This window comes from Streptomyces koelreuteriae (assembly GCF_018604545.1).
GTDB classification, from domain to species: domain Bacteria; phylum Actinomycetota; class Actinomycetes; order Streptomycetales; family Streptomycetaceae; genus Streptomyces; species Streptomyces koelreuteriae.
Genome location: NZ_CP075896.1, coordinates 7,761,348 through 7,786,391 on the forward strand (window position 1 = coordinate 7,761,348; position 25,044 = coordinate 7,786,391).

At 72.2% G+C, this 25,044-nt stretch carries 21 protein-coding genes; 7 read left to right on the forward strand and 14 right to left on the reverse strand.

The window, feature by feature from the left end; genetic code table 11:
• Positions 1–14: 14 nt before the first annotated feature.
• From KJK29_RS34935 to KJK29_RS34960, 6 genes are all read right to left on the reverse strand, one after another.
• The gene (locus tag KJK29_RS34935) at positions 15–1,265 is read right to left on the reverse strand and encodes a glucarate dehydratase family protein (protein ID WP_215123180.1); all 1,251 of its coding nucleotides are present in this window, start codon (positions 1,263–1,265) and stop codon (positions 15–17) included.
• On the reverse strand, positions 1,262–2,170 hold the full coding sequence (locus KJK29_RS34940; RefSeq protein ID WP_215123181.1) for a 5-dehydro-4-deoxyglucarate dehydratase: 909 nt from the start codon (positions 2,168–2,170) through the stop codon (positions 1,262–1,264). Before KJK29_RS34940 ends, KJK29_RS34935 begins: the two co-directional genes overlap by 4 nt.
• Before the next feature lie 27 nt (positions 2,171–2,197).
• Entirely contained in the window at positions 2,198–3,142 is a 945-nt protein-coding gene (locus tag KJK29_RS34945) for a carbohydrate ABC transporter permease (RefSeq protein WP_215123182.1), read from the reverse strand.
• Positions 3,139–4,050 carry a carbohydrate ABC transporter permease gene (locus tag KJK29_RS34950; protein WP_215123183.1) on the reverse strand — a complete coding sequence of 304 codons (912 nt, stop codon included), beginning with the start codon at positions 4,048–4,050 and terminating at the stop codon, positions 3,139–3,141. The genes KJK29_RS34945 and KJK29_RS34950 overlap by 4 nt, the downstream gene beginning before the upstream one ends.
• Positions 4,047–5,390, reverse strand: a complete 1,344-nt coding sequence (locus tag KJK29_RS34955) for an ABC transporter substrate-binding protein (RefSeq protein ID WP_215123184.1) — start codon at positions 5,388–5,390, stop codon at positions 4,047–4,049. The genes KJK29_RS34950 and KJK29_RS34955 overlap by 4 nt, the downstream gene beginning before the upstream one ends.
• A gap of 205 nt (positions 5,391–5,595) precedes the next feature.
• Positions 5,596–5,988 (reverse strand): DUF5997 family protein, encoded by a 393-nt coding sequence (locus tag KJK29_RS34960; protein WP_215123185.1) that lies wholly within the window; start codon positions 5,986–5,988, stop codon positions 5,596–5,598.
• A 58-nt stretch (positions 5,989–6,046) separates the two neighbouring features.
• On the opposite strand from KJK29_RS34960, the gene KJK29_RS34965 reads away from it, so the two are divergent.
• Positions 6,047–6,850, forward strand: a complete 804-nt coding sequence (locus tag KJK29_RS34965) for a LysR family transcriptional regulator substrate-binding protein (RefSeq protein WP_215123186.1) — start codon at positions 6,047–6,049, stop codon at positions 6,848–6,850.
• 51 nt (positions 6,851–6,901) lie between these two features.
• Here KJK29_RS34965 and KJK29_RS34970 read toward each other — a convergent pair whose 3' ends face one another.
• From KJK29_RS34970 to KJK29_RS34990, 5 genes are all read right to left on the reverse strand, one after another.
• A complete protein-coding gene (locus KJK29_RS34970) occupies positions 6,902–7,666 on the reverse strand; it encodes a DUF4142 domain-containing protein (protein WP_215123187.1) in 765 nt (254 codons plus the stop codon).
• Between the two features lie 151 nt (positions 7,667–7,817).
• Positions 7,818–10,631 carry a beta-L-arabinofuranosidase domain-containing protein gene (locus tag KJK29_RS34975; protein ID WP_215123188.1) on the reverse strand — a complete coding sequence of 938 codons (2,814 nt, stop codon included), beginning with the start codon at positions 10,629–10,631 and terminating at the stop codon, positions 7,818–7,820.
• 178 nt (positions 10,632–10,809) lie between these two features.
• Positions 10,810–11,505, reverse strand: coding sequence for an HAD family hydrolase (locus KJK29_RS34980; RefSeq protein ID WP_215123189.1), 696 nt, complete (start codon positions 11,503–11,505; stop codon positions 10,810–10,812).
• Between the two features lie 44 nt (positions 11,506–11,549).
• The gene (locus KJK29_RS34985; RefSeq protein ID WP_215123190.1) at positions 11,550–12,029 is read right to left on the reverse strand and encodes an Lrp/AsnC family transcriptional regulator; all 480 of its coding nucleotides are present in this window, start codon (positions 12,027–12,029) and stop codon (positions 11,550–11,552) included.
• Between the two features lie 161 nt (positions 12,030–12,190).
• Positions 12,191–12,388: a hypothetical protein gene (locus KJK29_RS34990; RefSeq protein ID WP_215123191.1), complete on the reverse strand. Its 198-nt coding sequence runs from the start codon at positions 12,386–12,388 to the stop codon at positions 12,191–12,193.
• Between the two features lie 111 nt (positions 12,389–12,499).
• On the opposite strand from KJK29_RS34990, the gene KJK29_RS34995 reads away from it, so the two are divergent.
• The 3 genes from KJK29_RS34995 (at position 12,500) to KJK29_RS35005 (ending at position 18,286) form a co-directional block, all read left to right on the forward strand.
• On the forward strand, positions 12,500–15,391 hold the full coding sequence (locus tag KJK29_RS34995) for a helix-turn-helix domain-containing protein (RefSeq protein WP_215123192.1): 2,892 nt from the start codon (positions 12,500–12,502) through the stop codon (positions 15,389–15,391).
• Positions 15,392–15,579: 188 nt separating this feature from the next.
• Positions 15,580–17,058, forward strand: coding sequence for an FUSC family protein (locus KJK29_RS35000; protein ID WP_215124558.1), 1,479 nt, complete (start codon positions 15,580–15,582; stop codon positions 17,056–17,058).
• A gap of 199 nt (positions 17,059–17,257) precedes the next feature.
• On the forward strand, positions 17,258–18,286 hold the full coding sequence (locus tag KJK29_RS35005) for a lactonase family protein (protein ID WP_215123193.1): 1,029 nt from the start codon (positions 17,258–17,260) through the stop codon (positions 18,284–18,286).
• Between the two features lie 70 nt (positions 18,287–18,356).
• Here KJK29_RS35005 and KJK29_RS35010 read toward each other — a convergent pair whose 3' ends face one another.
• Complete coding sequence (locus KJK29_RS35010) at positions 18,357–19,280, reverse strand: sirohydrochlorin chelatase (protein WP_215123194.1); 924 nt, start codon at positions 19,278–19,280, stop codon at positions 18,357–18,359.
• 125 nt (positions 19,281–19,405) lie between these two features.
• Positions 19,406–20,392 (reverse strand): N-acetylglucosamine kinase, encoded by a 987-nt coding sequence (locus tag KJK29_RS35015; protein WP_251058155.1) that lies wholly within the window; start codon positions 20,390–20,392, stop codon positions 19,406–19,408.
• 171 nt (positions 20,393–20,563) lie between these two features.
• On the opposite strand from KJK29_RS35015, the gene KJK29_RS35020 reads away from it, so the two are divergent.
• The 3 genes from KJK29_RS35020 to KJK29_RS35030 all read left to right on the forward strand — a co-directional run bounded on the left by KJK29_RS35020 (position 20,564) and on the right by KJK29_RS35030 (position 22,874).
• Positions 20,564–21,241: a uracil-DNA glycosylase gene (locus tag KJK29_RS35020; protein ID WP_215123196.1), complete on the forward strand. Its 678-nt coding sequence runs from the start codon at positions 20,564–20,566 to the stop codon at positions 21,239–21,241.
• Positions 21,242–21,373: 132 nt separating this feature from the next.
• Positions 21,374–22,126 (forward strand): LamG domain-containing protein, encoded by a 753-nt coding sequence (locus KJK29_RS35025; protein ID WP_215123197.1) that lies wholly within the window; start codon positions 21,374–21,376, stop codon positions 22,124–22,126.
• Between the two features lie 151 nt (positions 22,127–22,277).
• Positions 22,278–22,874, forward strand: a complete 597-nt coding sequence (locus KJK29_RS35030) for a sigma-70 family RNA polymerase sigma factor (RefSeq protein ID WP_251058012.1) — start codon at positions 22,278–22,280, stop codon at positions 22,872–22,874.
• Here the strand turns inward: KJK29_RS35030 and KJK29_RS35035 are convergent.
• Entirely contained in the window at positions 22,856–23,821 is a 966-nt protein-coding gene (locus KJK29_RS35035; protein ID WP_251058013.1) for a hypothetical protein, read from the reverse strand. The genes KJK29_RS35030 and KJK29_RS35035 overlap by 19 nt on opposite strands.
• Between the last annotated feature and the right edge of the window lie 1,223 nt (positions 23,822–25,044).

Here is a 25,044-nt window from a genome sequence, read left to right on the forward strand (position 1 = left end):
GGGGCGCACGGGCGTCACCAGCGGGGCAGCAGCCTCTCGTACTCCGGCTGGAAGCGCTGCATATAGCCGGTGTCGTCCCGGCTGCGCATCCCGGACTCGACGTACCGCCGGTGCAGCCGGTCGAGCTGGTCGTGGTCGAGTTCCACACCGAGCCCCGGACCGGTGGGCACCTTGACCTCCCCGTCGCGCAGCTCCAGCACGCCCGGCACGATCACGTCGTCCGCCGAGTTCCACGGGTAGTGCGTGTCGCAGGAGTGGTCGAGGTTGGGGATGGCCGCGCCGACATGGGTCATCGCGGCGAGGCTGATGCCCAGATGAGAGTTGGAGTGCATCGACAGGGCGAGCCCGAACGCCTCACAGACGGCGGCCAGTTCACGGGCGCGGCGCAGTCCGCCCCAGTAGTGGTGGTCGGTGAGCAGGACCTGGATCGCGTCCTGCTCGACGGCCGGCTTCAGATGCTCCCACGCGATCACGCACATGTTGGTCGCGAGCGGCATGGGGGAGTCCTTCGCAACCTCCGCCATGCCCTCGATGCCCTTGGCCGGGTCCTCCAAGTACTCGAGCACGCCGTCCAGTTCACGGGCGACGTACTTCGACGTCTCCACCGTCCACGCCGTGTTGGGGTCGAGACGCAGCGGCTGCCCGGGGAAGGCCTCCGCGAGCGCCCGCATCGCGGCGATCTCCTCGTCGGGCGGGAAGACACCGCCCTTGAGCTTGAACGACCTGAAGCCGTAGCGCTCCTGCATCAGCCGGGCCTGCTCCACGATCCCGGCCGGGTCCAGGGCCTCGCCCCAGTCGTCGGTGATGGCCGGGCGGCCGTCGAGCGCGGGGTGCTCGGCCCACTTGTAGAACAGGTACGCGGCGAACGGCACCGCGTCGCGGACCGCGCCGCCGAGCAGGTCGCTGACCGGACGGTCGAGCAGCTTGCCCTGCGCGTCGAGGCAGGCCACCTCGATCGCCGAGGTGGTCCAGCCGCGCTCGTGGGAGCTGGGCACGGTCGGCAGCAGCGCCGCGTCGATCGCGGCGGCCACGGCGGTGGTGTCGAAGACGTCCAGGCCGACGACCGTCTTCGCGGCGATGTGCAGCCGCTCCAGGCGGGCCGTGCCGCCCGGGGACTCCCCGAGGCCCACCGTGCCGTCCTCCAGTACCAGCTGGAGGATGATCCGCAGGGCGAGCGGCTCGTGCACCCCGTTGGAGTTGAGCAGCGGCGGGTCGCCGAACGAGATGGGCGTGACGATCAGTTCGCGGATACGTGTGGAGCTCATGCGCCGGCCACCTCCAGTCCGTGGTCGAGGAGTTTCGCGAGCCGGGCGAGATGCTCCGGTTCCGGATCGAGCAGCGGCGCCCGTACCCCGCCGACGTCCAGGCCGCGCAGCGTCACCCCGGCCTTGACGAGCGACACGGCGTAACCGGGGACCTCGTCGCGCAGGGCGACCAGCGGGCCGTAGAACTCGTCGAGGAGCCGGTTGACCAGGGCGTCGTCATTCTCGGCGAGGGCTCGGTGGAAGGCCAGGGCGATCTCGGGGGCGAAGGCGAACACCGCCGAGGAGTACAGCTCGACGCCGATGCCCTGGTAGGCGGGCGCGGTCATCTCGGCGGTGGGCAGGCCGTTGAAGAACTGGAAGTCCTCCGTGCCGGGCACGGCACGCACCGCGCGGACGATGCGGTGCATCCGCTCGATGTCCCCGATGCCGTCCTTGAGTCCGACGACCCCGGGCAGGGCGGCGATCTCGGCGGCCGTCTCCGCGGTGAGCCGGGCGGTGCCGCGCTGGTAGAAGACGACGGGCAGCCCGGTCGCGGACGTGACCTCCTCCACGTACCGCACGAGGCCCTGCTGCGGGGCGGTGACCAGATAGGGCGGCAGCAGCAGGATGCCGTCGGCACCGGCCCGTTCGACGCGGGCGGCCTGGTCCCGGGCGACCGCCGGGGGGCCGCCGGCCGCCGCGAGGACCGGGACGCGTCCGGCGGTCGTCTCGACGGCGACCCGGGTGGCCCGCTCGATCTCCTCGGCCGACAGCGCGTGGAACTCACCGGTGCCGCAGGCGACGAACACACCTCCCGCGCCCGCGGCGACACCCGACTCGATGTGCTGGGCAAGCCGTGCCTCGTCCAGCGAGCCGTCCGGTGTGAACGGCGTGACCGGGAAGAACAGCACTCCGTGGAACTTCATGTCTCCCTCAAATGTGGGGGGCAGGGGTCAGCCCTTGGTGGCGCCGGCGGCGATGCCGGTGACCAGCGAGCGCTGCAGGAGCAGATAGACGATGAGGCTGGGGACGAGAGCGATGACCGCACCGGCCAGCACCACCCCGGAGCCGACCTCGGGGTCGGTGCGCAGGATGGACAGGGCGACGGTGACCGTGTAGTCGGTGGGGTCCTTGGCGGCGATCAGGGGCAGCAGATACTGGTCCCAGATCATGATGAAGCCGAGCACCCCGGCCACACCGAGCGCGGGCTTGCACAGCGGCAGGACGACCTGCCACAGCATCCGCAGCTCGCCCACGCCGTCGATACGGGCGGCCTCCTCGATCTCGGTGGGGATGTCCTTCATGAACTCGGTGAGCACCATCACCGAGAAGCCCCAGGCGCCGAGCGGCAGGATCACACCCCAGACGGTGCCCTTGAGGTCGATGCCGACCACGGGCACATGCCCGAGGACCAGGGACAGCGGGATGGCGATGACCTCCTCGGGGAGCATCATCGTCAGCATGAACAGGGTGAGGATCAGGGCCTGTCCACGGAAGCGATGCCGGGCCAGGGCGTACGCGGCGAGTGTGCAGACGACGAGCTGGAGCAGCAGCCCGCCGCCCGCTATGAGGAGCGAGTTGCCGAAGTAGTCCCAGATGCCGCGCTCGCCCGCCACCTCGAAGTTCAGCAGGGTCGGGTGGTGGGGGAGGAACGACAGGGTGGAACCGCTGGCCTTCTCGCTGAAGGAACCGGAGAAGACCGTCAGGAACGGCGCCGCGAAGACGCCCAGGGCGAGCACACAGAGCAGGACGCGCAAGACCCAGGCGGGGCCCGGCCGGTCGCTCCAGCCGAGGGCGGTGTCGAAGCGGGCGGGGGTGGCGCGCTGCTTCCCGGCGGACTTGCGCGCGGGAGAGGCGGTCACCGGCGTCCGGACGGGGTCGATGGCGGGAGCGCTCATCTCACGTCTCCCCTCTTGCGGAGGTAGTTGACCGTGACGGTGAGCAGCAGCGTCACGCAGAGCAGGACCACGGAGGCGGCCGAGGCGCCGCCGATGTCGTTACGGGTGAAGCCGAGGGTGTAGGCGCGGGTCATCCACACATCGGTGGACCCGGCCGGGCCGCCGCCGGTGAGGACGTACACCTCGGTGAAGACGCGCAGCCCGCGGATGGCGGCGAGGGTGAGGACGATGCCGAGGGCGGGGCGGATCGCGGGCAGCGTGATGTGGCGCAGCCGCTGCCAGAGCGAGACACCGTCCATCGCGGCGGCCTCGTACAACGAGCGGTCCACGCCCGCCAGTCCGGCGAGGATGATCACCATGTTGTACGGGGCGAGCATCCAGATGCCCATGGCCATCGTCGCCCACAGTGCCGTGTCGGGGTTGTCCAGGTAGGGCACCGGCCCGAGGCCCAGCAGCCCGAGACCGCTGTTGATCAGGCCGTCGGAGGTCGGGTAGTACATCAGCCGCCACATCTCGCCGACCACCGCGGTCGCGGTGACGACGGGCAGGAACACGGCGGTACGGATGATCTTCAGCGAGCGGGCCTGCCCCTCCAGCAGCAGGGCCAGGACGAAGCCGGCGACGATGCCGCCGAGAGACATCCCGATGCCCAGGAGCAGGGTGTGGCCGATGGCGTCCTGGAAGCGGTGGTCGGTCAGGACCCGGGTGTAGTTGTCGAGGCCGACCCACTGGTCACCGAGGAAGGGCCGTACGTCGAAGAAGCTCAGCCAGACGCCCTTGCCCATGGGCAGGAACTTGAAGACGAGGGCGAGCAGCAGGCCCGGGGCGAGGAACAGCCAGGGCAGTACGGCCTTCCTGCCGGGGATCCGGGCTCTGCGCGGCCCGGGTGTCGTCGCGGTCGCGGTCATTTCAACAGGTCCTGGTCCTTGAGGTCACCGGCGAGGGTGTCGTTGAGTTCCTTCAGGCCGGAGCGGACGTCGCTGCCGCAGTACGTGAAGATCGCGTTGAGCGCGTCGGCGGTGTCCTGCTTCATCGGCGCCCAGTCGGGGGCGTTGGGGAACTGCTGCGAGTCGTCCTCGTACGCCTTCTGCACCACGCTCCAGCGCGGGTCCTCGCGGACCTTCGCCGCGTCGAGGGTGGAGTTGACGGGGATGCGCACGACCGGCTGGTGGTCGCCGGTCATGGCGAGTTCCTGCCCCTCGGGGGAGACCAGGAAGGCGGCGAGCGTCTGCTCCTGCTTCGCCTTTCCGGTCTTCGCGCCGAAGTAGATGTTCTCGCCGTCGGCCAGCACGTCGTTGTTCCCGGCCGGGCCGGTGGGCGCGGGCAGGACCTCGTACGTGTCCTTGCCGAGCGCCTTGTCGAACGTGGAGATGTTGTACGGGCCGGTGAGGTACATCCCGGCGTTGCCGTCCTGGAAGTTGGTGGTGTTCGCGGTGACGGAGGTCAGGGCGCTGGGCTGGATGACACCGCTGTCGCCGCAGAAGAGGTTCTTCTTCATCCAGCTGACGGTGCGCAGGGCCGCAGCCGAGTCCATGGCGGGCCGGTAGCCGGTGCCCTCCTTCTGAAGGATCCGCACACCGCCCTGCCACAGCCAGCTCGAACCCCACCAGGCGACATAGCCGTTCTGGGCGCTGCCGGGGACCACCATGCCGTACGTGTCCTTCTTGCCGTCCCCGTCGGGATCGCGGGTGGCGAAGGCCTTGGCGAGGGCGAGGGTGTCCTGCCAGGTCTTCGGCTGCGGCAGGCCGAGCTTCTCCCGCCAGTCCTTGCGGACGAACAGGGTCATGGCCTGGCGGGAGTACGGGATGCCGTAGTGCCTGCCGTCGAGGCCCACGGTGGAGGACCAGGACTTGGCGGTGATCTCGTCATGTCCGGCGATCGAGTCCGGGGTGACGGGCTTGAGCAGGCCCTGGGCCTGGTAGCTGCCCATCAGGGCCGTGTCGTTGATCATGACGTCCGGCAGGTCCTTGGTGGACGCGCGGCTCTGCAACTGCTGGTCGAAGTTCATGACCGGCTGGTAGTCGATCTTGATGCCGGTCTTCTTGGTGAAGGCGGCGAACACCCTCTGATAGGTCTGGGCGGACTCCGGATCGCTCCGGGTCCACACCTCCAGCGTGTTCGGATCGCCGGCCCGGGCGCTGCCGGAACCGGAGCCGCAGGCGGCCGTTCCGAACAGGAGCCCCGAGACGGCGAGCGCGGCAGCCAGGCGGCGGAGCCGCATGTCGATGCAGCGTCGGCGATCCCGCATGGATGGTTCTCCGTTCATATTCGTGAACTCACTTCACGAATCTAAATGATCGGCCAAGCTACGGATCGTTTCATCTGCATGTCAATACATGGCCGAAAGATTTCACCGAGGCCATACTCGAGGCCGTACGCTGGGGGATCTTCGACCGGGGAACGACAAAGGCCCCGACCGGATGATCCGGTCGGGGCCTTCGGGGCGGGGGGCGTCAGTCCTGGCGTTCCGCCCGCTCGGCGTTCTTCTTCTTGATGCGGGCCGCCTCCTTGCGGACCTCGGCCTGGGTGGCGCGCTCCCGCTCCAGCCACTCGGGGCCTTCCTGCTTCAGTGTCTCGATCTGCTCGGTGGTCAGGGGCTCGGTGACACCGGCGCGGGCGAGCCCCGCGATGGAGACCCCGAGCTTCGCCGCGACCACCGGGCGGGGGTGCGGGCCGTTGTGCCGCAGGTCCTGCAGCCACTGCGGCGGGTTCGCCTGGAGCTCGTTCAGCTCGGCGCGCGAGACGACACCCTCCTGGAACTCGGCGGGTGTGGCCTCGAGGTACACACCCAGTTTCTTCGCCGCGGTGGCGGGCTTCATCGTCTGGGTGCTCTGGTGCGACGTCATGATGCCCAGGGTATCGAGCGTGTGCACGACCCCTGACCACGCCCGGTAACCTGGCCCGGTGACAGGCTCGGATGTTTCTCTCTCGTTCCGGCTCGTATACGTCCCCGGGGTGATGCCCGGCAAGTGGGTGCGTATCTGGAACGAGCGGCAGCCCGACGTCCCGCTGGAGCTGACGCAGATGGCCGCCGGGGCGGTGGCGGAGCGGCTGCTGGGCGGCGACGCCGACGCGGGGCTCGTCCGGCTGCCCGTGGACCGGACGGTCTTCAGCGCGATCCCCCTCTACACCGAGCAGACGGTCGTCGTGGTGCCCAAGGACCACCTGGTCACGGCGGTCGACGAGGTGTCCCCGGAGGACCTGGCCGACGACATCGTGCTGCACCCCCTCGACGACGTCCTCGACTGGGAGAGCCTCCCCGGACGGCCCGCCCTCGAGCGCCCCGCCACCACCGCCGACGCCATCGAACTGGTCGCGGCCGGGATCGGCGTCCTCGTCGTGCCGCTGTCGCTCGCCCGCCTCCACCACCGCAAGGACCTCACGTACCGTCCCCTCAAGGACGCCCCCGAGTCGAGCGTGGCACTGGCCTGGCCGCAGGACGCGACGACGGACCAGGTCGAGGACTTCATCGGCATCGTCCGCGGCCGCACGGTCAACAGCACCCGGGGCCGCACGCAGGCGGACGAGTCCGCGGCGTCCGACCGGGGTGGCGCCCGGCGCAAGCCGGTGTCCGGGAAGCCGGCGCCCGGGAAGTCAGGGGCCGGGAAGTCGGCGGGCGGGCGGTCCGGGGGCGCGAAGCGCACCGCCAAGGGCGGGCGCGGCGCCCCCAAGGGCGACGGGCGCGGCAAGCCCCGTCGCCGTTCCTAGTCCGTTCCGGGGGCCCGCCGCGGCGAGCGAGGCCCTCGGACCACTCCTGCCTCAGCCGGCCGACGGAGAAGGCTGCGGCGCCCCGTAGGACGGGTTGGGGGCGACCGTCTGCAGATCCTTGAGGTTCTCGGGGATCGGCAGCACCCGGACCGGAGCACCGGCCTGCGGAGGCGGCGGCGTCGTCTGGTCCTGGGGCAGCTTGGGCGGGGAGGTGATCTGGAAGGCGACCTGCTCGTGGTTGATCATGCCGGTCTTCTCCAGGACCGTGATGTGGTCGAGCACGGTGTCGTTGGTGGTGTCGGCGAGTTCCCGCACGAGGCTGTTCCGGGTGGTTCCCCGGATCTTGGCGATCGTCGGGAAGATGCCCCCGTGCGCGATGCGCATGATGGACACGGCCGTGGACTCGAACTCCTTGCCGGAGCTGCCTTCCGCCGTCGCCACGAACTGCTGCTGCTGCGGCGACGCCTCGTTCGGCAGGGTGATGCCCAGGTCCGTGGAGACCTTGCGGCAGCCCGCGTCGAGCCGGCCGTGTCCCACGAGGAGATGCTCGGCGACCTCCTTCATGGCCGGCGAGGTGCTCCGCTCCTGGATCATCTGCCCCAGCGGGTACTCCCACAGTCCGGCAGCCCGCACGCGCACCACGAAGTCGCGGTCCGCCTCGGTCAGCGGACCCCACTGGGTGTTGGCGATGATGCGGTCCTGGCCGGAAGCCGCGTTCTCCACGCCCAGCATGCTGGGGTAGGCGAGCGCGGTGAGCGTCAGGATCATCGCACCGCCGACAAACGCGGTTCCTGCCGTGCTGCGCGAGATGCGCATCGTGCCTCCTGGGGTATGAACGGCCCAACACCGAGAAGTACGGATGCCGGACGCGAAACAATCACCCCTGCCGCAAAAAAGTTCCGGATGTGACGGGGCCCGGTGCCACAACCGCACAGCACCGGGCCCACCCGAACGCCGGTCCCTCCGCTCAGGGTTCGTACGAGGCCGCTCCCGCCGTGCTCACGACCTTGTCCCCGTCGGCCCTGCTCAGCAGCCCGGCCGTCACCCACGCGTCCACCGTGGACCGCACCCGCGCCACCAGCGCCCCCTTGTTCCGGAAGGGCGCCCCCGCCCAGACCTCGTCCAGCAGCGTGGTGCCGTCGGCCTTCGCGGGGTTCGCGACGCCCGAGTCCCGGCCGCCGAAGACGACCTTCGGCTCCGCGCGCCGGAAGTAGGCGTGCGTGGGATCCTCCGTCCCCTCGGCGAACGGCGCCCACTCGGTCCCGTCCAGCGTGAAGTGCAGCGGCTTGCCCGGCACCGGAGTGAGGGAGGCGGTCAGGTCGCCGGACAGACCGGCGTCGCGGTACAGCCCGGCCTTCAGGAACTCCGTCGCGGAGGAGCGGGCGACCAGGTTGACCGGGCCGTGGAACAGGGTCTGCAGGGACGGGTCGTCGAGGGCCTTCTCCACCCGCGTCCGGAACGGCAGGGCGACCCGGACGGTGTCACCGGCCCGCCAGGTCCGGGACACGGCGAAGTAGCTCCCCGGCGTCGGAGTGCCCGGCACGGCACGGCCGTTGACCGTCACCCGGAACCCGGCGGTCGCCCAGGACGGCACGCGCAGCCGCAACGTGAAGGAGGCGCGAGCACCACCGAAGGTGAGGGTGCTGCCCTGCTCCCTGGGATATCCGGTGGTCTGCGTGACCGTCACACCCTTCTCGGCCCAGGTCAGCGTGGACGGGCTGTACAGGTTGACGTACAGGGCGCTGCCGTCGGACTTCGCGAAGTACACCGAGTCCTGGTACTTCGTGGCGCTCTCCATGCCGGTGCCCTCGCAGCAGGTCGTGCCCTGCTTCGGCCTGTAGTCACGGACATGACCGGGCGTCAGCCCGATGAAATAGGTGACGAGCGGCTTCTCCGCGTCCGGCTTGTCCTGCTTGGAGCCGAGCACCTGGTTGTACAGGGCCCGCTCGTAGTAGTCCATGTACTTCGGGTCCTGCTCGTGGAAGAACAGGGTCCGGCTCAGCTTGAGCAGGTTGTACGCGCAGCAGGTCTCGGCGGTCGTCGCGCTCAGGGTGCCCGCGATCACGTCCCGGGCCTTCCAGAACTCCGCGGTGCTGGTGCCGCCGATGCCGTACATGCGGTGCGGGACGACCATGTCCCAGAAGTTCTTCGCCGAGGTGAGGTAGCGCTCCTCGCCCGTCTCGTCGTACAGCCGCACGTACCCGGTGAAGATCGGGATGTGCTGGTTGGCGTGCAGCCCGTCGAGGATGTCGGTGTCCGCCGCGCACGCGTCGATCAGCCGGTCCAGGTCGAACAGCTGGGCCAGCGCGAGGTGTTCGGCCTTGCCGGTGATGGCGTGCAGATCGCAGATCGCCTCGACGATGCCGCCGAACTCGCCGCTGGAGAAGATGCCCCACATCCGCTGGAGCGTGGCCTTAGGCAGCTTGGACAGCCGGGAGTACATCCAGTCGCACATGCCCGACGCGAGATCCAGGGCCCGGTCGTCGTCCGTGGCGGTGTACGCGTCGAGCAGACCCTTGAGGATCTTGTGCGCGGTGTAGTACGGCGCCCACACCTTGGTGTAGTCGGGAGAGGTCCTCGACTCCAGGTCGATGAACTGCGTCTCCGGGTACGCCGCGAGGAACCCGGGGTGACTCGGCGCTCCCCAGGTGCGGCGCAGGGTGGCGGTCAGACCGCGCCCGGAGGCGTCGGCGAAGGTCCCGCCGGACGTCTCGTCGAAGGCGTACGACACCAGGTCGCCCCGGCCCGTCGAGGCGTCGGCGGCCCGGCGGCTCTGCAACTCGGTGACCTCGGCGGCGGTCAGCGCCCGTGAGAAGACGTTGAACTCCTCGAAGGCGCCCGCGAAGACGGGGTCGGCGGAGTAGTTCGAGCGGCCGAGCCAGTTGTTCTTCAGCGTGCCGAGAGCCGCCGGGGTGAGGCTCATCGCGGCGTTCCGGGCGACGGCGGTGCCGTTGACGTAGAGGGTGCCGGTGCCGCCCGCGATCGTCACCGCCAGATGGCTCCACTGGTTCAGCGGCAGCGGGGCCGTGCCGTCGAGACCCTGCTCGCCGCCCGCTCCCGAGGTGGTGACGGCGAAGCGCGGCACTCCGTTCTGGTTGCGGGCGGCCAGGTACAGATAACGCGTGGTGTCGTTGCCGAAGTCGAAGATGCGGGTCCAGTTGGCGTCATGCGTCGGCCGCACCCAGACGGAGAGGGTGACGGACGAGCCTCCGCCGAGCGCGGCGGCCGGCAGATCCACGTACTGGTAGGAACCCCGTACCTGGTCCGCGGCGGTCCCGAACTTCCCGGCGACACTCAGCACCGCCGGTTCCCCGCGCAGCGCCGCCCGCACCTCGGTCAGCGCCCCGACCATGGTGTCGATCCGCTCGGCGAACACCTGCTCCTTCGTGGACCGGTACGCCTGCGCCAGCATGGTCAGGAAGTGGCCGGTGTAGTGCCCGCGCAGATTGCCGTTGGCCTCGCCGTCCAGGCCCTCCCAGCCGCCGGGGGCGACCGCGCCGCCCGTGGCGAGACCGGCGTTGGCGCGGAACACCTGGAGCAGCCGGTTCACGTCGTAGCCGCGCGCGTGGTCCAGCATCAACTGCCGTTTGTCGGCGAAGACGCCCCGGCCGAGGCGCACGTCCTCCAGCCCGAAGGGCCGTACGGTCCAGGCGGCCGGGATGGCGGCGGCGGCCGCGGGGGCCGCGACGGCCCGGCCTGTCGCCGCCTCGGAGAGCGCGGGTACGGCGGCGGCGAGGGTCGCTGCCTGGAGTAGGGATCGTCTGGAGAGGGGCCGTGCCATGTGTGCTCCTCCACGGGGCCAACGGGTCCACGGACTCGACGCGTTCGACACACTTCGATGCATTCGATATGTCGAACGTCGTGCGAGTGATCGACCAGACCCTAGGGAGGGGACGGGGGAGCGTCAACGGGTCGGGAGGGGTGAGTTCCGGGGGAGGCGAGTTCTGGGGGAGGCGAGTTCAGGAAAGGCCGGCCGAGCGGACCAGCCAGTCGAACGCCGCCTGTGCCGTGAACTCCTCCTGGCCGCCGCGCAGGAGCAGTCCGGCGGTGGTGAACTCCGGGGCGTCCGCCTGCGCCGGGACGTACGGGATCGCGATGCACCGCATGCCCGCCGCGTGCGCGGCGGCGGCGCCGGGGGCGGCGTCCTCCAGGACCACACAGCCGGCCGGGTCCGCCCCGAGCCGGCGGGCCGCCTCCAGGAAGACATCGGGGGCCGGCTTGCCGTGCGCGACCTCGTCGGCCGAGACGACAGTGCGCAGATGCGAGTCCAGGCCCGTACCGGCCAGGACCGCCTCGATGGCCCCCGGCGAGGACCCCGACGCCACGGCCATGGGCACGTCCTCGGCCGCGAGCAGCTCGACGAACCTGCGCATCTCGGGATAGGCGCGCGTGGAGCTGCGGGCGAGTTCGAGATAGCGGCGGTTCTTGACGGTGAACAGCTCCTCCACCGAAGCCCGCAGACCGTACCGCTCCTTCCAGTCCGCGACCGTCTCCTGCGTGCTGATGCCGACGTACCGCTCGTGGTCCGCCCAGCTGAAGTCGAGGACGCCGTGCTCGGCGAGGGTCTGCCGGCCCGCTTCGTAATAGTTGGGCTCGCTGTCCACGAGCGTTCCGTCGAGATCGAAGATGACCGATACGCCGCCGAGATTGCTCATGGAGTCAGCATGTCAAAGGCCATGATCCGGACGTCGTGAGGGGCTCAGGACCGAGCCGCCGCCCGGCCGATCGACTCCACCAGCGGCAGCAGCCGGTGGGCGACACGCTCCCGCAGGGCGATCTCGGTACGGGTGCGGACCACCCCGGGCAGGCTGATCAGCTTTTGCACGACGTCCTCCAGATGCGCGTTGTCCCGCGCCACGACCCGGGTCAGCAGATCCCCGCCGCCCGTGATGGAGAACGCCTCGACGATCTCCGGCACCGCCGCCAGCGCGTCCCCCACCTCGTCGAGATGCCCCTGGGTGACCTCGATGTGCACGAACGCGAGCACCGGATGGCCGAGCGCGGCGGGGGAGAGGTCCGGCGCCGTGCCGGTGATCACACCGTCACGCTCCAGCCGGTCGAGCCGGGCCTGGAGCGTGCCCCGGGCCACGCCGAGGATTCGCGCGTACTCGCGCACGCTCGTACGCGGCTGCTCCAGCACCAGCCGCAGGATGCGGGTGTCGAGCTCGTCCACGGCCATGCCGCGCCCTCCTCCGACCGCTGCGGTTGTACCGATGGTTCAGTCTAGGAGGGGCGGGCTGAGCCAGTGGTGTCCGGGACGGTCATACGGACGCGTCGATGGCACTGCCGCGCTGACCGCACCCCACTGCGCGGGCCCGCCCGGGACCCCGGAGGAGCGGTTCACCGGTGGGTCAGGGCCGAGGCGACGGTCGCGGTCAGGAGGAGGGTCGCACCGAAGGCCGCGGCCCCGCGGGTGAGGGCCGCGGGGTAGGTGGCGTGGTCCCGGCGGGCCAGATAGCCGGCTGCCGCGCCGGTCAGCGCGGCGACCAGGACGGTCAGGGCGCATGCGAGGAGGAGCAGGGCGCTGCGATCGGACACGGTGGTGGACCCCTTCGGCGCGGTGGAGGATGTCGCCCGCCGGCTGGCGGTGCGGCTCAATATGGGCGAAGCCGTGTTCGGCGGTGTGCGGACGGACGAAGATGAACACCGATGAACAGTCGGCACAATCGGCACGCCGAGGACGGGGCGGACGTCCTGAGCGCGCGAGGATTCCAGGAGCCGGCCGCCGCCCTGGCCGAGTTGCGCGCACGTCTGGAGGCGGCGCGGATCGCCAAGCGCCTCACGAAATCGGCGCTCGCCGCACTCGCGGGCTTGGGGCGGACCACTGTCAGTGCGGCCTTCAGCGGCGCGGCACCCCCGCCCTCGGCGGGAACCGTGTACGCGGTCGCGCGGACCCTCGCGCTCCAGCCTCGCCCCCTCCTGGAGCTGCACGCCCTCGCCACGCGTGCGGCGGCAGTGCCGTCCGCAGCCGTGACGTCGGGGGCCGGGCCTTCGGCGGCCGGTGGCGTCGGGCGGCCCATCGCGCAGTGCCGTCCCCACGACCTCGGTGTCCACCCCGCCGCGGACACCCCACGGCACACGGGTGACGACCACGCACAGAGCCCGACCGACCGCCGGCCGCGGACGCGACTCCGGCTGCCCGGCTACGTACGCCGACCGCACGACGCGGAGCTGGCCGACCTCGTCGCCGCCGCGGCGGCAGGCAGCAGCCGGATGGCCGTGCTGGTCGGCTCCTCTTCGACGGGCAAGACCCGCGCGTGCTGGGAAGCCGTACAACCTCTCGCGGAGCAGGGCTGGTTGCTCTGGGACCCCCGCTACCCGTCTCATCCCGAAGCGGCACTGGCAGACATGGAACGCGTCGTGCCGCACACGGTGGTGTGGCTCAACGAATCACAGCACTACGTCGGAGCCGGCGGCGGAACGGGCGAACGGCTCGCCGCCGCCCTGCACCTGCTGCTCACCGACCCGGCCCGCGCCCCCGTCCTGATCCTGGGCACCCTGTGGTCCTCGTACGCCCGGGCCTACTGCGCCCTTCCCAGGACCGACGGGCCGGACCCGCACGCGCAGGTACGACACCTGCTCGCCGGACGGCAGATCGTCCTGCCCGATGCCTTCGACCGAAAGTCGATCAAGGCTGCCGAGGCCCTGGCCGACGCCGGCGACGCGCAACTCGCCCATGCCCTGCGACACTCGGGCGACGGGCGTCTGGCCCAGTTCCTGGCCGGCGCACCCGAGTTGCTGCGCCGCTACCGCAGCGCCTCGCCCCCGGCGCGCGCACTGCTGCACACGGCCATGGACGCGCGGCGCCTGGGCGTCGGCCTGAACGTTCCCCTGGCCTTCCTCGCCGAGGCGGCCGAGGACTACCTCAGCGACGACGAGCGGGACGCCCTCGACGACCACTGGTTCGAACAAGCCCTCGCCGATACGGGTGAGCCCGTCCACGGCAACCTCGCCCCCCTGCGCCGCGTCCGCCCCCGTACGGTCCGCGAGGACCCCGACGGCACGGGCGGCGGCGACGGTGAGCCGGCACCGGCCTGCCGCCTGGCGGACTTCCTCGAACAGCACGGAGCCGGCGAGCGCCGACGGCTGTGCCCCCCGACGTCGTTCTGGGCGGCCGCGCACGAGCACCTCGACGTCCCCGATGAACTGCACCTCCTGGCCCGTGCCGCCGCCCACCGTGGCCGTACGCTCTGGGCCCGCCGCCTGCTGGCCAAGGCCGTCGACGCGGGCAGTACGGAATCCCTGAGCCGCCTGGCCGAGCTGTACGAGGAGTCGGGGGACCGGTCGGCAGCCGAGACCCTGTACCAGCGGGCCGCGGAGGCGGGTGACCGCGACGGCCTGCTGTGGCTGGCCCGGGAACGGGAACGAACCGGGCGGTACGAAGAGGCGGAACACTTCGCACGGCAGGCCATCGCTGCCGGCTGCGGCTTCGTCATGTACGAACTCGCGATGCTGCGCGCGGAAAGGCGAGGCCGCGCCGGGTGCGAGGACCTGCTGCGGCAGGCCGCCGCCGCGGGACACGACTACGCGCTCGAGAAGCTCGCCGTCAGCCGGGAGCGGGCCGGAGACTTCGCGGAGGCCCTGGCGCTCGCACGGCGGGCCGCCGACAGGGGCGGGCCGGGCGTGCTGCGGCGGCTGGCCACGGACCGCGAGTTCGCCGGCGATCTCACGACGGCCGAGGCCCTGTTCCGTGAGGCGGCCGACGCCGGCTGCACCCAGTCCCTCTACTCGCTCATCAAACTGCGGGAGAAGGCGGGCGACAGCGCCGAAGCGGAACAGCTCTCGCGGCAGGCCGCGGACGACGGTGACACCGACGCGCTGCGGCGGCTCGCCGCGGTGCGTGCGGCAGCCGGCGACGTCGTCGCAGCCGAGAGCCTGTTCCACGAGGCGGCCGACGCAGGCAGCGTCGCGGCCCTGGACGGGTTGGCCCTGCTACGGGAGAACCTGGGCGATCACGACGGCGCCGAACACTACGCGCATCGGGCGGCCGACGAGGGCATGACCCGTGCGCTGTTCCGGCTGGCCGAGAAGCGCAAGGACGCGGGGGACCGGGGACGGGCCGAGGAGCTCTTCCGGCGCGCGGCACGGGTGGATCAGGTCCGGACCATGGCACTGCAAGAGATCGCCCTCCTGCGGGAAGAGGCCGGGGACCGGGACGGCGCCGAACAGGCGGCCCGACGGGCGGCCGAGGCCGGCAGCACCGAGGCGCTGATCGAACTCGCGGACCTGCGTGAGGACGCCGTCGGCAGCTGTGGCGGCGGCGGGGCCGAGGCACTGTTCGAGGAGGCGGCCGCCCTGGGCGACTCCTACGCGCTGGGCCGGCTCGTCAGGATGCGCGAGGAAGCCGGCGACCACGAGGAGGCGGACCGCCTCGCCCGACAGGCCGCTGACGGAGGCGACACCAGAGCGCGAAACCTGCTGGACGAACTGCGGGCGAACCGGAAGCGCCGCCGCGGCGCGGCATGGTCCATTGGTCTCCCATTGGCCGACAGCAAGGCTGATCGGCTGTGCCATTGGCACAGTCAGCGGCGAGACAGTTGAGCCAGTGGGCCCAGGGTGCTTATCTATGCCCTATCCATGTACTTGCGGCGCCGCGTAGCGCCGGACGGCGACGAGGCCGGTTCCGGACCGCGGCGCCTTCGTCCTGCCTGCTTGTCGTCCGCCACCCTGGACGGCCGTGGGGAGGGCGCGTACCACCGCAAGGGGGGCGGCGCACCGCCGTGAAGAGGATGTTCGTGGCTCCGGACCCGGGGCGCTTGAGGCTGCGGAACGCGACCCGCGCTGTCATCGGTGTCGCCTCCGCCGTCGCCGTTTCCGAACTCTGCGGGCTCTCGCTCACCGCATCGATCACCGCGGGGCTCGCGGCACTGCTCGCCCTCTTCACGGTCACCGATGCGACCGTCCGTGACCAGCGGATCACCACCGCCCTGCTGCCCGTCGCGGGCTTCCCCGTACTGGCGCTCGCCACCGCACTGCACGGCATCGCCCCGGTCCGTGACGTCGCGTTCCTGGCCGTCGTCTTCTGTGGTGTCTATGCCCGCCGCTGGGGCCCGCGGGGGCACGCGCTCGGGATCTTCGCGTTCATGAACTTCTTCATCACGCAGTTCCTGCACGCCGTTCCCGCCCAGCTGCCCGAGCTGTACACCGCGGTGGGCCTGGCCCTCGTCACGGCCGGTGCCACGCGCTTCGTGCTCTGGCCCATCGAGCGCCACACCCCGCCCGCGGCGGCCCCGCCGGCCCTGCCCGGCAGCGGTTTGGCGCGGCCCACCACCCGGCAGGCCTTCCAGGTCACCGCTGCCTCGGCTGTCGCGCTTCTGGTCGGGCAGCTGCTCTCCGAAGAGCGCTGGTACTGGGCCGTCGGCACCGTCTGGTGGATCTTCGTCAACACGGCTTCTCGCGGCGAGACCCTGGTCCGCGGTTTCCGCCGCGTCGTCGGAACGGTGACCGGCATCGCCGTCGGTCTGCTGGTCGCCATCCCGCTGCACGGCGCGCCCGCGCCGACGGCCGCCCTTGTCGCCGTCTGCGTCTTCGGCATCTTCTACACCGCCGCCGTCTCCTACTCCTGGATGATGCTGGCGGTGACCGTCATGGTCAGCTTGCTGTACGGCCTGCTGGGCGTGCTGGACCCCGGCCTGCTCGAGCTCCGTCTCGCGGAGACCGGTGTGGGCGCGCTGTGTGCCGCGCTGGCCGTGGCTCTCGTCCTGCCGGTCACCACGCACGCCACGAACGATGTCTGGATCCAGCGGGCCCTGCGCTGCGTCCACGCCTGCACGGTCGAGGCGGCCCGGCGGCTGGCGGGCGCGGTGGACGCCGACCCGGCGCCGCGGGTGGCCGAGCTGGAGCAGTTGCTCGCCCGCGTACGGCTCTCGGTCGCCCCGCTGGTGCACCCGCTGAACCCGATGCTCGGCCGCAAGCGGCGGGCCCGGCACGTGCTCGCCCTCCTGGACGACTGCGCCCGGGAGGTCCGCGGCCTGGTCGCCGTCGCCGCCGACCCGGAGGCCTCGCACGACGCCCGCCTGGCCATGGCCTGCCGGCGCGTGGAGGCCGCGGTCGAGGCGCTCACCGAGGGCGGCGACGTCCTGGTCCAGACGGACGGACCGTCCGCGTCGGAACCGGTCCTTGCCCACTTGCACGGCCTGGAACGGGCCTTGGCGGAGCTCGCCCGGCCGCTGCGGACGCCGTCGGGCTCTCCGCTGGTCGGCGCCTGAGCGGCTGGTCGACCGCCAGACCGCCAGACCGCCTGGCCGCCAGACCGCCTGGCCGCCAGACCGCCAGGCCTCCTGACGCCTGACCCTCGCGCAGACGCCCGAGCGGTCACCCGCCACACCCCCTTGACCCTTTGGTCTAGACCGCGCATGATCGACCGCGCGGTCATTCCGGACGGCTCAGGGGCGAAGGAGCACAGCGATGGCGGACGGCAGCAGGCGGCGGGCGTTCATCGGGTCGTTCACGGCGGCGGGCGGTCCCGGGATCGTGACGGCGGAGGTCGACGCCGACAGCGGCGCGCTGACCTTCCTGAGCGGCGTGGACGTCGTCCCCGACCCGGCCTACCTCGCCCTCTCGCCCGACGGGGAGACGCTGTACGCGGTCAGTGAGACGGCCGCGGGCGCGGTGGCCGCGTACCGCGTGACCGGGGACAAGCCCGAGGCGGCCGGACCGCCCGTGCCGCTCGACGCCGGCGGGCCGACCCACCTCAGCCTGTACGCCGGACACGTCCTGACCGCGAACTACGGCTCGGGCAGTGTCACCGCCGTCCCCGTCCGCTCCGACGGCAGCCTCGCCCGCTCCGTCTCCGGAGCGCTCCGGCACAAAGGCGGAGGACCGCACACCCCGCGCCAGCACGGGCCGCACGCCCACCAGGTGCAGCCCGACCCGAGCGGGCGCTGGATCGTCAGCGTCGACCTCGGCACCGACTCGGTACGGGTGTGCACGCTGACCGACGGCGCCCCGGTTCTGCACCGGGAGACCGCCCTGCGGCCCGGCTCCGGCCCGCGCCACCTGGCCTTCCGTCCGGACGGCTCGTACGCCTACGTCGTGGGCGAACTCAGCCCCTCCGTCACCGTCTGCCGGTGGGACGCGACGGAGGGCGTGCTGACCCCGCTGACCGAGACCCCGGTCCTCCCGGGCGCACCGGCGCGCGACGCCTACCCCTCGGGGATCGTCACCTCGCCCGACGGCCGCTTCGTGTGGACCGCCACCCGAGGCGAGGACGTCCTGTCCGTGTTCGCCGTCGTGGGGGAGGAACTGCATCTGATCACCACGGTCCCCTGCGGCGGCCACTGGCCACGCGCCCTGACCGCGTCCGAAGGCTTCCTGTACGTTGCCAACGAACGCTCCGGCGATGTGACCTGGTTCACCGCAGACCCGCGCACGGGCATCCCGAGGCGGGAGGGGGCCATCAGGGTGGCGGCGGCATCATGCGTGGTCATCGGCTGACCCCAGGGGCGCGGGGAGCTGCGCGACAAGCCACAGCGCACCCGCACCCGACCGGCATCCCCGGGTCGCGTCAGCGAGCCGGCGTCTGCTGAACCTGCTGGGGCGTGATGCCCAACGCCGTCGTGTACTTTGCCAGCGCCAGCTTCCCGATCGCCGGGTACGGCCCGAGCGACTCCGCCGCGGAGCAGCCCGCCTCCTTGGCCGCCTCCTCGACCAGTCCCGGCTCGATCTCCGGGCCGATCAGGTACGGCGCGAGGGCCAGCTGCTGCGAGCCCGAGGAGCGGAGCTGCTCGGCGACGGACGCGATGGAGCCCTCCTGGTCCAGGGCCGCGGCCATCACCGGCACCGCCAGGCGCGCGGCCAGCAGCATGCCGGTGATCCCGGCCGCCTGCACGGCCTCGTCGCCGCCCACGGAGGCCAGGACGATGCCGTCGGCGGCGGTCGCCACGGTGAACAGGCGGGCGCGGTCCGCGCGGGCCAGACCGGCCTCGGAGAGCCGCACGTGCAGCGCTTCGGCGAGCAGCGGGTGCGGGCCGAGGACATCGGTCAGCTCCGCGGCGATGTGGCTCTCCATGACGGCCTGACGGACGCGGCGCAGCAGCGCGCTGTCCGGGCCGGCGAGCAGCGGCACGACGACGGCGACGGGCCCGTCGGGCTCCCTGACGTCCATGCCGGCGGCACGGGCCTGCTCGAAACGGGCGGTGCGCTCCTCGGCGGCGTGCGCGAGCACGGCCTGGAGCGTGAAGAACTCCGCGTTGTCCCCGTCGAGGTACCCGATGCGGGCGTCGAGGCCGGGCAGCTCGGAGCGGGCGATGCTCACGACCTCCTCGGCGAGGCTGCGCGTGGCGCTACTGGGCGTGCCCGGCACGGCGAGGACGAGCGCGGGCGCGCCCTCGGGAGCCACCAGCGGCTCGGGGCGGCGGTGCCGTCCCGGCTGGCGGGGTCGCGGCATTCGTACTGGCAGGCCGGACTCGGGTCCAGTGGGGGAACTCATGGCGCCGCATGTTACTGGTTTCCTGGGCTCTCCTGTTCGGGGAGGGTGCAGGTGAGCGGTATACGTCCGGTTTTGTCTGATGAGTTACGTACGGATTGAGTTACGTACGGATCATGCGGGTCGGGCTAGTCACCCGGACGGGTTGTCACGGACAGCATCGTCCCGTCACCCGGCAGCGTGAGGGGACCGGTGCTCAACTCGGTCGCCAGGCGCACGGAGCCGTGCAGCGGATCGCCCTCGGCCGGCACGCGCCGCGCGTGGGGGAGCCGCCGCGCCAGTTCCTCGTCCAGGGGCCCGAGGAGCGGCTCGCCCAGCTTGAACAGCCCGCCGGTGACGGCGACACGGGGCTCGCCGCCGGAGGGGCACACGGCTGCCGCGGAGTCGGCCATGTGCCGTGCGGCCCCGCGCAGGATGTCCGCCGCGACGGGGTCCCCGTCCGCGCGGGCGGCCACGTGGGGCGCGAAGGAGGCGAGGACGGCGGGCCGGTCCGGCCGCGGATACAACCGGCCGGGCAGCCCGGCCACGGGTCCGAACACCTCCTCGGCGCTCGCCAGCAGCCGGGCCGAGCCGCCCTCTCGCCCGTCATGGGCGCGCAGCGCGGCCTCGAGACCGGCCCGCCCGATCCAGGCACCGCCCCCGCAGTCGCCGAGCAGATGCCCCCAGCCGTCCGCACGACGCCAGCCGACCAGGTCGGTGCCGATCGCGATCAGCCCCGTACCGCCGGCGATCACGGCGCCGGGACACGGCCCGAGGGCGCCCACGTACGCCGTCACGGCGTCGGCGGCCAGCGCGACCCTGCGTACGCCCAGCTCCCGGGCCAGGGCTCCCGGCAGTTCGGCGCGCAGCGCCTCGCCCAGGGAGGCGAGCCCGGCGGCCCCGACGGCGACGGCGGTCAACCGCAGCGGACCGGCCTGCGTGGTCAGCGCACGCACCAAGGGCATGAGCTGTGCCATGAAGTGCTCGGGGTCGATGCCCCGGTCGCCCGTGCGGACCGGCTCCGCCGACTCCCGTCGGGCCAGCGGCCCCTGCTCGGCGGTTCCCACCACCGCACGGAGCCCGGACCCGCCGGAGTCCACGGCGAGAAACCCGGTTCCCTCCGGCGCCCCGGTCACCCCAGTCGCCGGCTCACCGGCCGGCCACCTCGGCGGAGTGGCTTGATCGTCGGACGCCATGGGATCCCCTGACCTCGATGAGGAGGAAGGGTAGCCCCGAGGGCGGCGTCCGGGCGTGAGGGTTTGCGTGCTTGTGCGGGGACCCGGGGTGTGCCAGTAGGGTGACGCGCTGTGGCACCACGACCCTTGCATGAACTTGTCGAAGCAGGCTGGGCGAAGGCTCTGGAACCTGTGTCCGAACGTATCGCCGCGATGGGGGACTTCCTGCGGGCCGAGATAGCGGCCGGCCGGACCTATCTCCCGGCCGGGGCGAACGTCCTGCGGGCCTTCCAGCAGCCCTTCGACGACGTCCGCGTCCTCATCGTCGGCCAGGACCCCTATCCCACACCGGGGATGGCCATCGGACTGAGTTTCGCGGTGGCGCCCGAGGTGCGGTCCCTGCCGGGCAGCCTGGAGAACATCTTCCGGGAAATGCACACGGACCTGGGGCTGCCCCGGCCGTCCAACGGCGATCTGACGCCGTGGTCGCAGCAAGGGGTGCTGCTCCTCAACCGGGCGCTCACCACCGCCCCGCGCAAGCCCGCCGCCCATCGGGGCAAGGGTTGGGAAGAGGTCACCGAGCAGGCGATCCGGGCCCTGGTGGACCGTGGCAAGCCGCTGGTGTCGATCCTGTGGGGGCGTGACGCGCGCAATCTGCGGCCGCTTCTGCGAGACCTTCCGGCGATCGAGTCCGCCCATCCCTCGCCGATGTCGGCGGACCGCGGCTTCTTCGGTTCGCGTCCGTTCAGCCGGGCCAACGATCTGCTGACGCGGCAGGGGAGCGCCCCGGTGGAGTGGCGCCTGCCGTAAGGCGGGCCTGTGCGGGGCGCTTGCACTCGTGTTCATATCGGGCTGTCACACTTTGGTGGTACGTCAAACTACTTCCAGAATGGACACTTGATCACCAGTGATATTCCTCCGCCGCACGGCCCAGGGAGCATCATGACGCGCAGATGGTCGCTCATCACCACGATCGCCGTACTGACCGTCGCCCTGGCCTTCGTCGTCACTCAACTGGTGCGGGGCCAGGAATCAGGGGAGTCCAAGAAACAGCGGTCGGCGCCGAGTACGGGCACCGAGTCGCTGCGCGGCGTCGGATGGTGGCCCCTGCACCGGTCCGGCACCGCGAAGGCCGGTGAGGCCGACGCCGTGGTCAGCGGCGACGTGGAGTGGACCGACGAGGGTCCCGAGGGCGGCGCCCTGCGGCTGGACGGCAACGGATACGTGGACGCCAGTTCCCCGGTCGACACCACCGGCGCGGACTACTCGGTCGCCGCCCGGGTGCGGCTCACCTCCACGAACGGCTTCCACACCGCCGTCTCCCAGGACGGCCTCGGGATCAGCACGTTCTTCCTCCAGTACTCCGGCCAGGACGAGAACTTCGCGTTCAGCTTCCCCGGTGCCCGCACCGTCGCGGAGAACACCGAGCGTCCGCAGACCGACCGCTGGTACCACCTCACCGGCACGTACAGCGAGAAGGACCACCGGATGCGGGTCTACGTGGACGGCAGACTCGCGGGGAGCAGAGAGGCCTCCAGCAAGGAGAAGCCGACCGGCGACGTGGTGATCGGACGCGGCAAGATCGGCGGGGAGGCCGCCGACCACTGGAACGGCGACATCTCCGACGTGCACGTCTACGACCGGGAACTGACGCCCGGTGAGGTGCGCTCGCTGTCCGCCCGCGAACCGGCCTGACATCCGCGTACCGCACTGACGGGGCATCGGCGCCCCTCCCCCTACGAGGGGCGCCGGCCCCCGGACGATGCGCCCCGGCCGCCGGAACGACGGCGGTACCGGGGCGCGTTCACCGTCGCCTCCCCACAGGCGACAGGAGAGGAAAAGGCCCTTGTCGGCCAGCACTTCGACCGAATCCTCGACCGAAGACCGAACGACCCGTCCCCCCACCGAGCAACTCCGCCCCGAGGAGTTCCTCAGATCCTTCTACCGGGTCCACGGCCGGGCCCTGCTGCAGTTCGCCGCACGGCGGCTGCAGGGCGACTGGCACCGCGCCGAGGACGTCCTCCAGGAGGTCGCGATCCGCGCCTGGCGCCACGCCGGGGAACTCGACCCGACCACCGACGCGGCGAGACCGTGGCTGTTCACCGTGCTGCGCAACCTCGTCATCGACGATCTCCGGGCCCGCCAGGCCAGACCGGCGGAGACCGGCGACCCGGAACTGGCCCACCCGACGGTGTCCGACGACGTCGATCGCATGCTCACCTCCCAGGTGCTCCTGGAGGCGCTGTGGGATCTGCGGCCGCCGCAGCGCGAGGTGTTGATGCACGTGCACTACCTGGGGCGCAGCGTCAACCAGACGGCCAGGGTCCTCGGCGTCCCGCCGGGCACGGTCAAGTCGCGGACGTTCTACGCCTCCCGCGCCCTGCGGGAGGCGCTGTACAGCCGCGGGCTGTACGCGGACGGCCGCTACCGCGACGCCGGCTGAGACTCGGCGAGGCGTCCCACGTGCCGGGTGATGTCCAGGCCGAGCGGGCCGGTGTCGAGCGATCCGCCCGCGCCGGCCCGCCAGCGCCACCCGGCGGGCGCGTCGCCGAGCACCAGCAGCGCGTCCCCGCGCCGGAGGCCGTCCAGCGCGCCCTCCCGCCGCGGGAGTTGTGAGGCGTCCACCACGAACAGGTGCGGCGCCTCGCCCTGGACGGCGATCCGGCTGCTGCCCTCGATCAGCCGGAAGATCTGGGTGACATCGGCCGATCCGGGCTCCGGCCGCACCGGCCCCGCCGCGGCCGCCACGGCGAAGGCCTCCTCCAGGCTGGCCGCGGTGTGCAGCCGCGAGGCCTGCGGTACGTCGTCGGCGACGAGCCCCTCGCCCGCCACCGATCCCACCAGGGTGACCTCGGCGAGAGCCCCCACCGGGCCCGCGAGCGCCTCGGTGACGACGGCCCGCGCCAGACTGCGCACCTCCTCGTCGGGGCCCGCCACGGAGACGGGGCCCGAGGCCCGGGAGAGGTCGACCAGCACCCGGTCGGCGCCGTCCAGCCCCACCGTCACCGTCAGCGCGTAGGGCAGGGCCGGTTCGCCCTCCGGGCCGGGGCGGCGCAGGGCGTCGGTCGAGACCGTCCAGCGCTCGCCGTCCGCCTCGGCGGTCCAGGGCGCGGGGGCGTTCTCCTCCGCGCCGGCCAGCAGCAGCCCCAGCCGCTCCTCGGAGCAGACGACGGCGTACAGGTCGGGCAGCGAGCGGCCCGAGCGCAGGCACTCGCCCGTCAGCCGGCGCAGGCCCGCGTCGACCACGTCCAGCGCCTCCCGCCCCTCGAGTGCCGCCGAGGGGGCGACGGGCTTCGGCGGGCGGGACTGCCGCTCGGTGACGACCAGCGCGGCCACCGCTCCGATCAGCGCCAGCCCCAGCACCACGGCCAGGACGTACCACCAGATCATTTTCTGACTCCTTGTCGGGACCCGGCGCAGGAGCCGGGAGGGTCGAAAGCGGGGGAGGGGCGGGGCGGCACAGCGGCGGAGTCGCGGAGCCGAGCACCCCAAGGCGTCTACGGGGCCCACCGGCAGACGGTTCACGGGCGTCTGCGTGAACCGTCTGCCGGTGGGCCCCGTAGGTCCCGTCAGTGGCGCGACAGCTGCCGAGCACGGCTCCCGCGCCCCCGCAAACACGCTGGCTGGAGGACGTTTCGTGTCGTTGATGTTGACCGTGGTCGATGGGGAGAGTGACGCGTTCGACGTCCATCTCGACGCCGACCCCGACACGCCCGTGGGCGGCGTCGCGCAGGCTCTGGCCGGGGCCGGCGGCGTCCCGGCACCGGAAGGCCTCGGCCTGTACGTCGGCGACCGGCTGCTGCCCGCGGATCTGCCGCTGCGCGACGCGCCGCTCCACCACGCGGCCGTCGTGGGCCTGGGCCGCCCGGCCGGTACCTCGACGGCGGAACCGGACGGACTGGCGGAGGTCCGCGCGGTCGGCGGGACCGGGGCGGGCGCGGTGCACCGGCTCGACATCGGCGAGTACCGCATCGGGCTGGCCCGTGACGGGGCCGCCCAGGTGCTGCGCACCGCACCGGAGCGTCCGCTCGCCGTCCTGACGGTGGGGCCCGGCGGACGCTGCCGTGTGGCGCCCGACCCGTCCGCGCCGGACGTCGGCACCCTGCAACTGGACCGCGAGGACCTCGCCGAGGCCACCGCCTGGCCGCCCGGCGCGCAGCTCCTCGCCGGCGGCAGCCTGCTCGAACTCGCCCTCCCGCAGCGGCCGGACGCGGCCGTGGAGCCGTCGGAGGACGGCACCGGCTGGGACTACAACCGGCCGCCGCGGCTGCGGCCGAGCGAGAACGCCACCCGCTTCTCCCTGCCCTCCCCGCCCGGCCAGCCCGCCGCCCGGCCCCTCCCATGGGTCGCCGCGGCCGCCCCGCTGGTGATGGCGGTGGCCGGAGCGCTGGTGCTCGGCCATATGACGATGCTGCTGTTCGGGCTGCTCTCCCCGGTCGTGATCCTCGGCAACTACCTGATGAGCCGGCGGGGCGGACGCCAGTCCCACGCCGACGCCGTCGCCGCCTACGAGGAGAAGAAGACGCGCATCGAGGGCGACGCGGCGAAGGCCCTGGCGGACGAACGCACCGCCCGGCGCCGGGGCTTCCCCGACCCCGCCGAGGTCGTCCTGA

Coding starts and splice junctions, on each gene's coding strand:
- KJK29_RS34980 (WP_215123189.1), bottom strand. CDS start 11,505: ATGAGCAATCTCGGCGGCGTATCGGTCATCTTCGATCTCGACGGAACG.
- KJK29_RS34985 (WP_215123190.1), bottom strand. CDS start 12,029: ATGGCCGTGGACGAGCTCGACACCCGCATCCTGCGGCTGGTGCTGGAG.
- KJK29_RS34940 (WP_215123181.1), bottom strand. CDS start 2,170: ATGAAGTTCCACGGAGTGCTGTTCTTCCCGGTCACGCCGTTCACACCG.
- KJK29_RS35010 (WP_215123194.1), bottom strand. CDS start 19,280: ATGAGTTCCCCCACTGGACCCGAGTCCGGCCTGCCAGTACGAATGCCG.
- KJK29_RS34995 (WP_215123192.1), top strand. CDS start 12,500: ATGAACAGTCGGCACAATCGGCACGCCGAGGACGGGGCGGACGTCCTG.
- KJK29_RS34970 (WP_215123187.1), bottom strand. CDS start 7,666: ATGCGCATCTCGCGCAGCACGGCAGGAACCGCGTTTGTCGGCGGTGCG.
- KJK29_RS35000 (WP_215124558.1), top strand. CDS start 15,580: ATGTTCGTGGCTCCGGACCCGGGGCGCTTGAGGCTGCGGAACGCGACC.
- KJK29_RS35035 (WP_251058013.1), bottom strand. CDS start 23,821: ATGATCTGGTGGTACGTCCTGGCCGTGGTGCTGGGGCTGGCGCTGATC.
- KJK29_RS34945 (WP_215123182.1), bottom strand. CDS start 3,142: ATGAGCGCTCCCGCCATCGACCCCGTCCGGACGCCGGTGACCGCCTCT.
- KJK29_RS34955 (WP_215123184.1), bottom strand. CDS start 5,390: ATGCGGGATCGCCGACGCTGCATCGACATGCGGCTCCGCCGCCTGGCT.
- KJK29_RS35005 (WP_215123193.1), top strand. CDS start 17,258: ATGGCGGACGGCAGCAGGCGGCGGGCGTTCATCGGGTCGTTCACGGCG.
- KJK29_RS34950 (WP_215123183.1), bottom strand. CDS start 4,050: ATGACCGCGACCGCGACGACACCCGGGCCGCGCAGAGCCCGGATCCCC.
- KJK29_RS34960 (WP_215123185.1), bottom strand. CDS start 5,988: ATGACGTCGCACCAGAGCACCCAGACGATGAAGCCCGCCACCGCGGCG.
- KJK29_RS34935 (WP_215123180.1), bottom strand. CDS start 1,265: ATGAGCTCCACACGTATCCGCGAACTGATCGTCACGCCCATCTCGTTC.
- KJK29_RS35025 (WP_215123197.1), top strand. CDS start 21,374: ATGACGCGCAGATGGTCGCTCATCACCACGATCGCCGTACTGACCGTC.
- KJK29_RS34975 (WP_215123188.1), bottom strand. CDS start 10,631: ATGGCACGGCCCCTCTCCAGACGATCCCTACTCCAGGCAGCGACCCTC.